Annotated in this window: 12 protein-coding genes and 2 riboswitches; of the genes, 6 read left to right on the forward strand and 6 right to left on the reverse strand. The window is 62.0% G+C overall.

The annotated features are described in order from the left end of the window. Positions 1-134: 134 nt before the first annotated feature. The 3 genes from AADW18_RS08315 to AADW18_RS08325 form a co-directional block, all read right to left on the reverse strand. The gene (locus AADW18_RS08315; protein ID WP_337342904.1) at positions 135-1,310 is read right to left on the reverse strand and encodes a polyketide cyclase; all 1,176 of its coding nucleotides are present in this window, start codon (positions 1,308-1,310) and stop codon (positions 135-137) included. Positions 1,311-1,572: 262 nt separating this feature from the next. Continuing rightward, complete coding sequence (locus tag AADW18_RS08320; RefSeq protein ID WP_337342905.1) at positions 1,573-2,214, reverse strand: response regulator transcription factor; 642 nt, start codon at positions 2,212-2,214, stop codon at positions 1,573-1,575. Next, complete coding sequence (locus tag AADW18_RS08325; protein ID WP_337342906.1) at positions 2,211-3,449, reverse strand: sensor histidine kinase; 1,239 nt, start codon at positions 3,447-3,449, stop codon at positions 2,211-2,213. Before AADW18_RS08325 ends, AADW18_RS08320 begins: the two co-directional genes overlap by 4 nt. 181 nt (positions 3,450-3,630) lie before the next feature. Here AADW18_RS08325 and AADW18_RS08330 point away from each other — a divergent pair, with 181 nt between their 5' ends. The 6 genes from AADW18_RS08330 (at position 3,631) to AADW18_RS08355 (ending at position 8,968) form a co-directional block, all read left to right on the forward strand. Further along, entirely contained in the window at positions 3,631-4,227 is a 597-nt protein-coding gene (locus tag AADW18_RS08330) for a GNAT family N-acetyltransferase (RefSeq protein ID WP_337342907.1), read from the forward strand. A gap of 2 nt (positions 4,228-4,229) precedes the next feature. Beyond that, positions 4,230-5,018, forward strand: a complete 789-nt coding sequence (gene minC / locus AADW18_RS08335; protein WP_337343298.1) for a septum site-determining protein MinC — start codon at positions 4,230-4,232, stop codon at positions 5,016-5,018. Between the two features lie 43 nt (positions 5,019-5,061). Further along, a complete protein-coding gene (minD, locus tag AADW18_RS08340) occupies positions 5,062-5,871 on the forward strand; it encodes a septum site-determining protein MinD (protein WP_337342908.1) in 810 nt (269 codons plus the stop codon). 2 nt (positions 5,872-5,873) lie between these two features. Beyond that, positions 5,874-6,128 carry a cell division topological specificity factor MinE gene (minE, locus tag AADW18_RS08345; RefSeq protein ID WP_337342909.1) on the forward strand — a complete coding sequence of 85 codons (255 nt, stop codon included), beginning with the start codon at positions 5,874-5,876 and terminating at the stop codon, positions 6,126-6,128. A gap of 141 nt (positions 6,129-6,269) precedes the next feature. Continuing rightward, positions 6,270-6,767 (forward strand): hypothetical protein, encoded by a 498-nt coding sequence (locus tag AADW18_RS08350; RefSeq protein ID WP_337342910.1) that lies wholly within the window; start codon positions 6,270-6,272, stop codon positions 6,765-6,767. Between the two features lie 212 nt (positions 6,768-6,979). Next, positions 6,980-8,968, forward strand: a complete 1,989-nt coding sequence (locus AADW18_RS08355) for a M2 family metallopeptidase (RefSeq protein WP_337342911.1) — start codon at positions 6,980-6,982, stop codon at positions 8,966-8,968. Positions 8,969-9,498: 530 nt separating this feature from the next. Here AADW18_RS08355 and AADW18_RS08360 read toward each other — a convergent pair. The 3 genes from AADW18_RS08360 to AADW18_RS08370 all read right to left on the reverse strand — a co-directional run bounded on the left by AADW18_RS08360 (position 9,499) and on the right by AADW18_RS08370 (position 11,748). Next, complete coding sequence (locus AADW18_RS08360; RefSeq protein WP_337342912.1) at positions 9,499-9,936, reverse strand: hypothetical protein; 438 nt, start codon at positions 9,934-9,936, stop codon at positions 9,499-9,501. Positions 9,937-9,964: 28 nt separating this feature from the next. Beyond that, the gene (locus AADW18_RS08365) at positions 9,965-11,215 is read right to left on the reverse strand and encodes a multidrug effflux MFS transporter (protein ID WP_337342913.1); all 1,251 of its coding nucleotides are present in this window, start codon (positions 11,213-11,215) and stop codon (positions 9,965-9,967) included. A gap of 89 nt (positions 11,216-11,304) precedes the next feature. After that, complete coding sequence (locus tag AADW18_RS08370; protein WP_337342914.1) at positions 11,305-11,748, reverse strand: VOC family protein; 444 nt, start codon at positions 11,746-11,748, stop codon at positions 11,305-11,307. Between the two features lie 132 nt (positions 11,749-11,880). Then, a riboswitch (glycine riboswitch) is annotated at positions 11,881-11,979 on the forward strand. 171 nt (positions 11,980-12,150) lie between these two features. Beyond that, positions 12,151-12,254, forward strand: a riboswitch (glycine riboswitch). Positions 12,255-12,258: the final 4 nt, after the last annotated feature.

Here is a 12,258-nt window from a genome sequence, read left to right on the forward strand (position 1 = left end):
GCCTCGCGGAACAGAGTGGCGTGCTATCAAAAGCGGTGCGGAAAGAATAGTCCAGGAAGGATAGTCCAGAAACGCAACGCGCCGCTATCAGCGGCGCGTTGGTGTTACTCATGACGGGCGGTGCGCCGGCATGCTTACTGTTTGACGGCCCAGAACACTTCGAACTGGCCGTTTTCGGTGAACGAATCGTCCACGCCCTTTTTCCAGGACTCGTAAGGACGATCGACCACTTCATGTCCGTTGGTGACCGCCCAGGCGCGCAGCGAATTGCGGACTGCGTCCAACTCGGCCATATAACCGGAGTAGCTGGCGGTAGCGGCCTTGCGCGGCTGCAAACGAACGTACTCGACAGGTGCGCCGGACGGGATGGTGACCTTCAGTTCCTCCGCGGGAGCGGCGGTCGGGGTGGTCGGCGGCAGGACCGGCAATGGATTGCCATCCTTGTCCTTGGCGTCGGCGCTCGGAATCTTCGGACCGCTGCCCGCCTTGCGGACCGGTTGCGCCACGTCGAAGGCGTACTTCTCGGAACCGAAGTCGGTGGTGACGATGCGCAGCGGACCCGCGGCTTCCAGACCATTGGCGTCCATCACGCGCTTGATCCATTCCTGGTTGGATTTGATGGAGGCCTTGATGGTGTCGTTGTTGCGATCGATGTTGCCGGCGTTGACGACCAGCAGATCTTCGACGGGCAATTCCACGACCTTCAGCCCGGTCAGGCGAGTGCCTTCCTGGCGATAGTCGAAGTTCGGCACCGTGGCCAGCATGTTGGTCAGCTTGGACAAACCCGACTTGACCTGGTCGCCGACATGGCGACTGACGTACATGCCCGCGTAGCGGCCGATCAGGTTCCAGCCGTAGGCGACGTCATAGGTCTGGGTGATCTTGACGTTGCGGTTGTTCTTGCCGGTCGGCTCCAACACGAAGGTGCTCTTCTTGTCGGTACCGAAACGGGGATCGGTGATGGCGTAGCTCACTTTGCCGCCACCGCCAGTGGAGGCTGGCTGTTCGCTTTCCACGAGTTCCCAGCTGCCCTTGCCGTAGGTGGCGGAGTTGTAGTCGACGCGCGCGCCGACGCCAGAATTGTTTTCGCTGCCGCCGGAGTACGAAAGTTCGTTCGCAGCGTGGGGAATCAATGGGTTCCAGTCCTTCAAACGACGCACGTTGTTCAAGGTGTCGAACACGATGGTCATGCGGCGATTGGTCTCGACGCTTTCTTCCAGGTGACGCTTGGACGGCAGTACCAGCCCGATCACCAGAAACAGCGCCAGGACTAGCGCCAATGCAATCACGAACTCGATCAAACGGGTCATTCAGGAGTCTCCGGGGGCCGGTGCCTCGGCCGTTGAAAAATACGCACCGCGCATCCTAACAGGCTTACCCGGGTCCGGTCAGCCCATCTGACATCGGTTGATGTTGCCAATTTGGCCCGCAATGGCGTCATCACGTGGCGACAACATCACCGCCGCTCGGGCCAGCGGGTGTTTTTCTTCGGGGGAGAGAAGCTAAAGCAAATCCCCTCACTCCCCCTTTAAAAAGGGGGAGGTAAAAGCAGCGGCGTTTCCCGACTCCCGACTAGACCAATTGCAGCTCGAACGCTTTCAGCACCGCCCGGGTACGGTCGCGCACGCCCAGCTTGGAGAGAATGTTGGAAACATGGTTTTTGATGGTGCCTTCGGCCACACCCAGCGAATTGGCGATTTCCTTGTTGGAAAAGCCACTGGCCATCAATCGCAGGATTTCGGTTTCCCGGTCCGTCAGCGGGTCCGGGCGGTCCAGACTGACGAAGTCGTTGCGCATGTGCTCCAGCCCCGACAGCAGCCGCTGGGTCACCGCGGGCTGCACCAGCGATCCCCCGACGGCCACGGTCCGGATGGCGCCCACCAATTGTTCCAGCGAGACGTCCTTCAGCAGATATCCCTTGGCACCGGCCTTCAGGCCCGCCAGCACCAGCTGATCGTCGTCGAAGGTGGTCAGGATGATGGCCGGCGGCAGGGCGCCCATTTTCGCCAGGGCCTGCAGGGCTTCCAGGCCGGACATGACGGGCATGCGCATATCCATCAGGACCACATCGGGCTTGACCTGTGGGATCAGATCGACGGCTTGCTTGCCATCGGCGGCCTCGGCGACCACCTCGATGCCTTCGTCCAGCGCCAGCAGGGAACGGATGCCCTGGCGTACCAGGGTTTGGTCGTCGACCAGACAGACGCGGATCATGCGGAGCCTCCGGAATTGAGCTCGGATAAGGGTTCGGAAAGGGATTCGGCATCCGCGGGTGGTACCGCAGCGTCCGAAACGGGCAAATCGATATACAGCTGGAAACCCTTGCCAGGCCTGGTTTCTATGGTCAGTTCGCCACGGTGCTGGGCCAACCGCTCGCGCATGCCGCGCAGGCCGTTACCGGCGACAACGCGATCGGCGCCAGCGCCATCGTCGCGGGCGTCGATAAGGATACGGCCGCCGTCGCGCCGGCAGTGGATCCACAGGTTGCGGGCGCCTGCGTGGCGTACCGCGTTGGTGATGATTTCCTGAGCGCAACGCAGCAGCACGTGGGCCCGGTGCGGGTCGTCCAAGGTCAGCGGTTCCTCGATATCCATATGGATGGACAAGGCTGGCACCTTTTCCGCCAGCGGAAGCAGCGCCGCGCCCAAGTCGATGGCGCCGCTATCGCGCAGCTGGCTGACCGCTTCACGCACATCGGTCAATAGCAGGCGCGCCAAGGTGTGGGCCTGTTTGACATGCTCCTGGGCGCGGCCTTCGGTGATGTGGCCCGCCACTTCCAGGTTCAGGCTCAGGGCGGTCAGGTGGTGCCCCAACAGATCATGCAATTCCCGGGAAATACGGGTGCGTTCGTTGACCCGGGCGCTTTCCGCCAGCAGCACGCGGGTGGCGCGAAGCTCGGCATTCAACCGGCGCTGCTCTTCGCGCGCCTGGGCTTGCTGACGCGCCACGAAGGTGGTGATCAGCATGAAGGCGGCGAAACCCACATAAAACATCGACTGGAACAGCGCTTCCCAGAAGTTGAAGTCGTCGCGCGCCATGAACGATGGCACCAGCGCGAAATGCGCCGCCAGCAGCCAGGCCACCGCGAACCGCAGCTCAAGCAGCCACGGCAGCACGCCGGCCATGATCAGCAGCAACACCGCGCCCAGGCCGGTCTGGGTGTAGAACCCGACGCCGATCGCGGTGGCGGTCAGCGCCAGCAGCAATGGGATATTCCAGCCGGTTGCAGCCACCCCGCCCCGCCCGCCCAGCGAACGCGTCGCCAACCAGTAGCAGGCGCCGAAGGTGAAATAGGCCAGCGCCGTCATCGGCAGGTTCACGCCCTGCCCGTCCGCGCCGCTGGAGGGCGGCAGGAACCACACATTCAAAATAATGGGAATGCCGACCAGTCCCCACGTATAGAGGCCCGCGGCGCGCAGCAAGCGAGTGTGGCTGAGTCTTCCCAACATGCCCGCATCTTAGGCGTAAACCAAGTCGCTGCCGCCCATCTAAAGTCATGTTGCCAGGCCGCCACGGTTCACGAACCGCTTACTCCCCTCCTCGCCGCCATGCGATAATCCGCCGTCGGCCGCTTCGCGCTGGCCCAAAAAAACAAGCTCGTCCCGCAAAGACCCCGTACGGAGTCAGGTAATGTCGATTGTCATCCGCGACGTGCGTGAGCACGAGCTGGATTCCGTCCTAGCCCTCAACAACAACGCCGGACTGGCGATCCTGCCGCTGGATACCGCGAAGGTGCACCGCTTCTACGAGCAGGCCGAATACTTCCGCGTCGCCGAACGCGACGGCAACCTGGCTGGCTTCCTGGTCGGCTTCGGCTCCGATTCCGATCACGACAGCAGCAACTTCGCCTGGTTCCGCGAGCGTTATCCGCAGTTCTTCTACATCGACCGCATCGTGGTGGCCAGCCGCCGCCGCGGCGGTGGCGTGGGCCGTGCGTTCTACGCCGACGTGCAGAGCTATGCCGAACTGCGGTATCCGCAACTGGCCTGCGAAGTATTCCTGGACCATGGCGCTGACCCGGCGCTGCTGTTCCATGGCAGCTTCGGTTTTCGCGAAGTGGGGCAGAACATCATGCCCGGCCTGGAAGTCCGCGCCAGCATGCTGATGAAAGAGCTTTGCAGCTACCCCTGGGTGCATGAAACCTACGGCGACACCCTGCCCGACCTGCCTTGGGCGCGTACCCGCGTACAGGCCATGCCGCGCACCGAGCGCCCGACGGGAACATGAGCGTGACCTCAGCGAACATCGATTACGAACAAGCCGGCGAACTGAAAATCGGCCAGGTGGGCATTGCCAACCTGCGCATCCGCACCTTGAATGTGCCGCAGCTGGTGCGCGAAATGCGCGAGCGCGTCGAACGCGCACCCAAGCTGTTCGGCCGCGCCGCGGTCATCATCGACTTCGGTGGATTGGCAAAGACTCCCGACACCGCCACCGCGCAAGCGCTGCTGGATGGATTGCGCGAGGCCGGGGTGATTCCGGTGGCGCTGGCCTACGGCACCCGCGAAATCGAGCAGTTGGCCGAACAACTCGGTTTGCCGCTGCTGGCCAAGTTCCGCGCGCAATATGAACCTGTGGGCGGCGGTTCGGTTCCGGCCCCACAACGGGGAAAAACCGTGGCCGAAGCCGCTCCTGCCCGGGCCGCGGCACCAACGCCTGCGGCTGCCCCCGCGCGGGCAGCGCCCGCTAAATCCGGCATGCTGCAGAAAACGCCGGTACGTTCGGGGCAACAGTTATATGCGGAAAATCGCGACCTCACCGTGCTGAGCACCGTCAGTGCCGGCGCGGAGGTGATCGCCGACGGCTCCATCCACATTTACGGTGCATTGCGCGGCCGCGCACTGGCGGGCGCACAGGGCGATACCGATACGCGGATTTTCTGCCGCGAATTCCATGCCGAACTGGTGGCCATCGCCGGCCACTACAAAGTGATGGAAGAAGTACCCAAGGAACTGCGCGGCAAGCCCGTGCAGATATGGCTGGACAAAGATCAACTGAAGATCGCCGCCCAAAGCTGAGGCGGCCTTCCCTTATAAGTAAGAATGACCCAGGAGAACACCATTGGCTGAAATCATCGTAGTCACGTCCGGCAAGGGCGGGGTCGGCAAGACCACCACCAGCGCCAGCATCGCCTGCGGCTTGGCCCGCCGCGGCAAGAAAGTCGCCGTCATCGACTTCGACGTCGGCCTGCGCAACCTGGACCTCATCATGGGCTGCGAGCGCCGCGTGGTGTACGACTTCGTCAATGTCACCCAGGGCGAGGCAACGCTCAAGCAGGCACTGATCAAGGATAAGCGCTTCGACAGCCTGCATATCCTGGCCGCTTCGCAGACCCGCGACAAAGACGCACTGACCAAGGAAGGCGTGGAGAAAGTGTTGAAGGATCTGTCCGACGACGGTTTCGACTACGTCGTCTGCGACTCCCCGGCCGGCATCGAGAAAGGCGCGTTCCTGGCGATGTACTTCGCCGACCAGGCCATCGTGGTGGTCAATCCGGAAGTTTCCAGCGTGCGCGATTCCGACCGCATCCTGGGCCTGCTGGATTCCAAGACCCGCAAGGCCGAAAACGGCGAGACGCTGAAGGCCAACCTGCTGCTGACCCGCTACAACCCGGAACGGGTGCAAGGCGGCGAAATGCTCAGCATCAACGACGTCGAAGAAGTGCTGGGCCTCAAGACCTTGGGCGTGATCCCCGAATCGGGCGATGTGCTCAATGCATCGAACAAAGGCGAACCGGTCATCCTCGACCTGGAATCGCCCGCCGGCCAAGCCTACGACGACACCGTCGGCCGTTTGCTGGGCGAAGATCGGCCCCTGCGCTTCACGACATTCGAGAAGAAAGGATTCTTCAGCAAGTTGTTCGGAGGTTGAACATGGGCCTATTCGATTTTCTCAAGGCGAAGAAGAACACCGCCGAGACCGCCAAGAGCCGGCTGCAGATCATCATCGCGCAGGAACGCACCTCGCGCGGCGCACCGGACTACCTGCCCTTGTTGCGCCGTGAACTGCTGGAAGTCATCAAGAAATACGTCAACGTGGACGTGGATGCGGTCAAGGTGGACCTGATCAAGGACGGCAACCACGACGTGCTGGATATCTCGGTGGCGTTGCCGGAAGGCAATACCTAATCTGCCCTTGTAGGAGCGGCGTCCCGCCGCGAGCTTTTTCTGTCAGATCGCGACAGAAGCGAAGAGCTCGCGCCGAGGACGGCGCTCCTACGACATGATGATTCTCCTACCGCCGCGATTGAGCTCCCACCGCACGTCGCCATGAACATGCTCGCCGCCACCTCCATCGAATCCGTTGCGAATGTCGTTTGCGTCCGCGATCTTCCGTTCGCTGTTTTGGCTGGCCTGCTCACGCAGCATGACCTGCAACTGCATCACGTAGCCGACGGGGAAAAGATCCCCGGCAGTTTCTGGGGAGAACCAGAAGCCGGCGTGATTGCGCACAACGTGTACGTGCGCGGCGACACGCCTATTCATTCGATGCTGCATGAAGCCTGCCATCTGATCGTACTGCCGCCGGAACGCCGCGCCGAGGTGCATACCGATGCTACCGATTCGGATGCCGAGGAAGACGCCACCTGCTATTTGCAGATTCTGCTGGCTGATGCCATTCCCGGTGTCGGCCGCGATCGCCTGATGGCCGACATGGATGCCTGGGGCTATTCATTCCGTCTGGGCTCGACCAAGGCGTGGTTCGAGCAGGATGCGGAAGATGCGCGCAGCTGGCTGCTGCAGCGCGGTCTGTTGCCCGCGCCGTAAGTCTTGTAGGAGCGGCGTCCCGCCGTGAGCTCTTACGGTCAGGTCGCGATAAAGCGGAGAGCTCGCGCCGAGACGGCGCTCCTACCGTCAAGAACGGCACGCTACCGCCATATGGCCATGGCCCTCTCCCACCGCATCCCCACTTGCAGCGCCCCCGCCCGCACACTAGCCTTCCGGTTCCTGCGCCAGCTGCGCTTTGTGAAGGATTGACCGTGAAGCAACGCCACCTCCTGCTCGCACTCGCCATCGGCGCCTGCGTGGTTTCCCTTTCCGCCTGTAAAAAGGACGAAGCAGCCGACACCGCTACCGTCCCTGCCGCACCCGAGGGCGAAAAGGCCGACGACTTCGTTGCGCGGGTGAACAAGGAAATGCGCGCGATGTATCCGGAGCTCACCGCGGCGCAGTGGCTGTCCAGCACCTACATTGGCGACGACAGCCAACTGCTGGCCGCCAAGTCCAACGAACGTTATCTGACGCAGCTGAACACCTGGATCGAACAGGCGAAGAAATTCGAAGGCCAGGAGATGTCGCCGGAGACCGCGCGTGCCATCCAGCTGCTGAAGCTGGCCACTGCCATGCCGGCGCCGAAGGATCCGGCCAAGTTGGCCGAACTGACCCAGATCGCCACCAAGATGGAAGGCATGTACGGGGCCGGCACCTACTGCACTGGAGAAGGCGACGCGAAGCAGTGCCGCCAATTGGGCGAACTGGAAGACGTGTTGCGCAGCAGCCGCGACTACGACCAGCAACTCGATGCCTGGCAGGGCTGGCACACCGTCGCCCAGCCGATGCGGAAGGACTACACGCGTTTCGCCGAGCTGGTCAACGAAGGCGCCAAGGAAATGGGCTTCGCCGACACCGGCGAGATGTGGCGCAGCGGCTACGACATGACGCCTGCGGAAATCGCCGCGGAAACCGACCGCCTGTGGGGCCAGGTCAAGCCGCTGTATGAGCAGCTGCACTGCTACACCCGCACCAAACTGCAAGCTACTTACGGCGTTGAGAAAGGCCAGGTCAACGGCCTGCTGCCCGCGCATCTGATGGGCAATATGTGGCAACAGGACTGGGGCAACTTGTGGGACATGCTGGAGCCGTACAAAGGCGTTGGCGGTCTGGATATCACCAGCGCACTGGAAAAGCAGTACCAGGATGACTACGCCCGCCAGCTGAGCAAGGCCGGCGCCAATCCCACGACGGAAAAGCTGTTCCAGGCCGAGCGGGCAGCGCAGTTGGATGTCGCCAAGCAGATGACCGAACGCGCGCAGGATTTCTATACCTCGCTGGGCATGCCCAAGCTGCCGGAAAGCTATTGGGGCAAGACCCAGTTCATCAAGCCGCTGGACCGCGACGTGGTCTGCCACGCCAGTGCCTGGGACATGAACATGGCCGGCGACGTGCGCACCAAGATGTGCATCAAGCCCAACGAGGAAGACTTCACCACCATCTACCACGAGCTGGGCCACGTGTATTACTACCTGGCTTACAACAAGCTGCCACCGCTGTTCCAGACCGGCGCGCACGACGGCTTCCACGAGGCCATCGGCGACACCATGGTGCTGGCGATGACGCCGGACTACCTGAAGTCGATCGGCATGGTAGGCGAGCAACAACAAAGCAACGAGTCGCTGATCAATGCGCAAATGCGCATGGCATTGGCGAAAGTGTCGTTCATGCCGTTCGGCCTGATGATCGATCGCTGGCGTTGGGGTGTGTTCGACGGCTCCATCAAGCCGACGGACTACAACAAGGCATGGTGGGAGTTGAAGGCCAAGTACCAGGGCGTGGCGCCGGTCTCCGCGCGCGGCGAGGAGTTCTTCGACCCGGGCGCGAAATATCACGTGCCGGGCAACACGCCGTACACGCGCTACTTCCTGTCGCACGTCCTGCAGTTCCAGTTCTACAAAGGCCTTTGCGATGCCGCGGGTTACAAGGGTCCGCTGTACAACTGCACTTTCTATGGCAACAAGGTGGCCGGGCAGAAGTTCTGGGCAATGTTGGAGAAAGGCTCAAGCCAGCCTTGGCAGGCCACACTTAAAGAACTGACGGGAACCGAGAAGATGGACGCCGGCCCGGTACTGGAGTACTTCGCACCATTGCAGGACTGGTTGAAGCAGCAGAACGAAGGCCAGACCTGCGGCTGGCAGACACCGGCAAGTACCGCGGCATCGGTACCAGTGGAATCCGCCGAGAAACAGGGTTGATTGATAGCGAGCCAGGATCTTTCCGATTCGATATTCACAAAAGGAAAAGCCGGCGCAAGCCGGCTTTTTCCATGCAGTGCACTTATGTAGGAGCGCGGTCCAGGCGTGAGCTCTTCGCTTCTGCCTGGCGACGATCTGACAAGAAGAGCTCGCGCCGGGACGGCCCTCCTACGGGATCTTCTTGGACTTCATCTTTGCCTCACAGTGTGTTGCAAGCATGTTTGCATGCCTACGATACTCACCCACGCCATCGTTCCGATTGCCTTAGGTCTCGGACTGGGAAGCAAGACCATTCCTCCCGCGTTTGCCGGTGGCGTGATATTGAGGGGAATACGGCGACTCATGAGCGACGTTCGCGCCGGCTAACCGTGTGGGAGCGAGGTAAGTCGCGATGGGGCTTCACCGGTAAAGCTTCACCGCGACTTACCTCGCTCCTGCAAGACGAATGACGACGTAGGAGCGCCGTCTCGGCGCGAGCTCTTTGCTCTCTATCGCGACCTGACGGGAGAGCTCGCAGCCGGAGGCCGCTCCTACAGGAGCGAACTATCGTCGTCCTTATCACCGTCGCCATCCTCTGCGCTTTCAGCACTGTTCGCCCGCATCTCTTCTTCCAACTTCTTCTCGAACGCTTCCAGGCTCATGCCCTGAGCCGCGGCTTCCAACTCAGCGGTGTTCCTCAGTTCGTCCGAATAGACCAGCCGTACCGGCTGTCCCTGTGCTTCATGCAGTGCCGCGGTGCGCTTGATCATGGCCAGTACTTCCGCCGCGCTGTCGGAGCTTCCGGCAATCTGCCCATGCATGCCCAATACCCACACGCCCGAGCGGCGCACGATGCCGGCCAGCAATTCGCCTTGCGGGTTGCGCAGCTCCGCATGAGGTTCAATGCCGCTGCTTGCGCCTGACAAGCGCCGGGTCTTCAGCGCTTTGCGTTTCTTGGCTTCACGGCGGGCTTTTGAGTTGATGGACATAAGAATCTCGGGTGGAAGATGGAAAGCGCTACAAATGCTCGGTGGGTTCCATCCCAGCACCTTCACTGGGGCATCGTGGCGCGCGGCGGCTGACATGCATTTCCCAACGCCAGAATATCCAGCCGAGTAACGTGAAGGCCGCACCGCCCAAGGCAAGGTGCAGGCCATGTTGGCTGAGCAGCGGCGACAGCACGCCGGCGATGATCGCATTGACGATCAGATTGCTGAACGCCTGCAACGACGATGCAGCGCCACGCTGACGCGGGTACATGTCCAGGATGGACAAGGTCAATATGGGGAAGATCAATGCCACGCCCAACGCCGCCAGGGCCATTGGCAGCACCGCCCACGGCACGGTGATCGCGTCCCCTACCACCGCGTTGTAGGACACATTGCAAAGCGCCGCCACGCCCATGCAACCGAAACCGATGGCGCTCAAGCGAGTACCGCCCATGCGTCCGGCAGCACGGCCAGAGAGAAAAGCACCCAGCGTCATGCCGCCGATGGTGGGCAGGAACAACCAGGCGAACTGCTGCTCGCTCAGATGCAGCAAGTCCATCACGAAAGCGGGCGCCGACGCGATGTACAGGAACAAACCACCGAAGCTCAACGAACCTGCCAGTGCCAATCGCTGGAAGCGCGTGTTGGCGACGATGGCAAAATAATTCCGCAGCAGATGACGCGGCGATACCCGCAACCGCACTTCCCTGGGATGCGTTTCCGGCAGCCAGGCGCTAGTCGTCACCAGCAACAGCAGCGAAAAACCTGCCAGGAACCAGAAGATCATCGGCCAGGCACTCCAGCCCAGTATCCAGCCGCCGATGATCGGTGCGATGGCTGGCGCGATACCGAAGATCATCGACACCTGACTCATCAAGCGCTGTGCATCGTCGCCCTGATGTACGTCGCGAATCACCGCGCGCCCCACGATGAAACCCACGCCGGCGGATAGACCCTGCAATGCACGGAACATCAGCAGCGTGGACATGTCCTGCGAAAGCGCGCAGCCGATGGACGCCAGCAGGAAGACCGCCAGTCCTCCCAGGATCACCCGCTTGCGCCCGAACGCATCCGACAGCGGTCCATGCACCAGGCTCATCAACGCATACGTCAGCAGGTACACGCTGATGGTCTGCTGCATGGCCACTTTGTCGGCGGACAGCTGCGCGCCCATCTGCGGAAATGCCGGGAAGATGGTGTCGATGGAAAACGGCCCGAACATCGCCAGGCCACCCAGCAATATCGCCAGCCGGCGGTTGGACACCGTGGATACGGTCATCCGGGCAATCCTTGCCGTGACGCACCGGGAACGTAAGGCCGCCAATCCGTGGATGGGAATGAAATCGATGAAGTCTGCTGCATGGCTCTCTAGCTTCCCTGCCCTTCAGCGCCTTGCGGCTCCGGTGGCCCTTTCAACTCGACGGTGTTTCCTTCCGGGTCCAGCAGGTATTGCGAAGGCCCCAGGCCATCGGCGCCGTAACGATCACCGAAGTCGGTGATGGTCGCGCCGTTCGCGCTCAGGTGATCGACGATGGCCTGGCGATCAAACGGCTCCACCCGAAGACACAGATGATCCATGTTGTGGCCTTCCGCCGAGGGTGCCGCGCCCCCCATCCTGCCCAGTTTGCCGTTCACCGCCACCAGATCGATCAGCGACGCGCCAGCCCGCAGCTGGACCAGGCCGATACTCTCCTGGCGGCGTTCCACTTGGCAGCCCAGGACGTTGCAATAGAAGGCTTCCATGGCGGCGCTGTCGCGTACGCGCAACACCACGTGGTCGATGCGCTGCAGCTGGAACGGAGGTGCGTTCATCGGCTTGTTCACGCTCGGGGACGTCGGGGGATGCCCATGTTAGAGGCTGTCCGGATTTTGGGCGAATCCCGGGCGTGGGAAATGACGGCGATGTCCCGGAAAGGACCAGCACGTGGGCTATAATGCCGCCTGCAACATGTGGTGGGAGAAGCGGGCCAGCCTGACTCAGGATGCCCCGCTGCCGAAGGCGCAACGCCCGTAATCGCTCAGGCCCCAGACCGCTACATGTGCGAGCGTATCTACCTGTCCCAGATAGGTTGCGACGGTACTGCCGGTTTGCAGCGCAAGGAAGAGCGAAGGAGCGTATGTCGATACGCGACCGAGCGATGACGCAGCGATGCAGACCGACAGTACCGTCCCGAAGGGTCGCCAGACGCGGCCTGTCCGGGATGGGTAGATACGCTCGACAACTCTGGAGAGACCGGTCGAAACCGGCGCCGAAGGGGCACGAAGCGCGGCACAAACCGCGCTTTTAAACTCTCAGGCAAAAGGACAGAGGGGCGCCCCGCG

The sequence above is a fragment of the Pseudoxanthomonas sp. CCNWLY206-1 genome, assembly GCF_039710385.1.
GTDB lineage: Bacteria > Pseudomonadota > Gammaproteobacteria > Xanthomonadales > Xanthomonadaceae > Pseudoxanthomonas_A.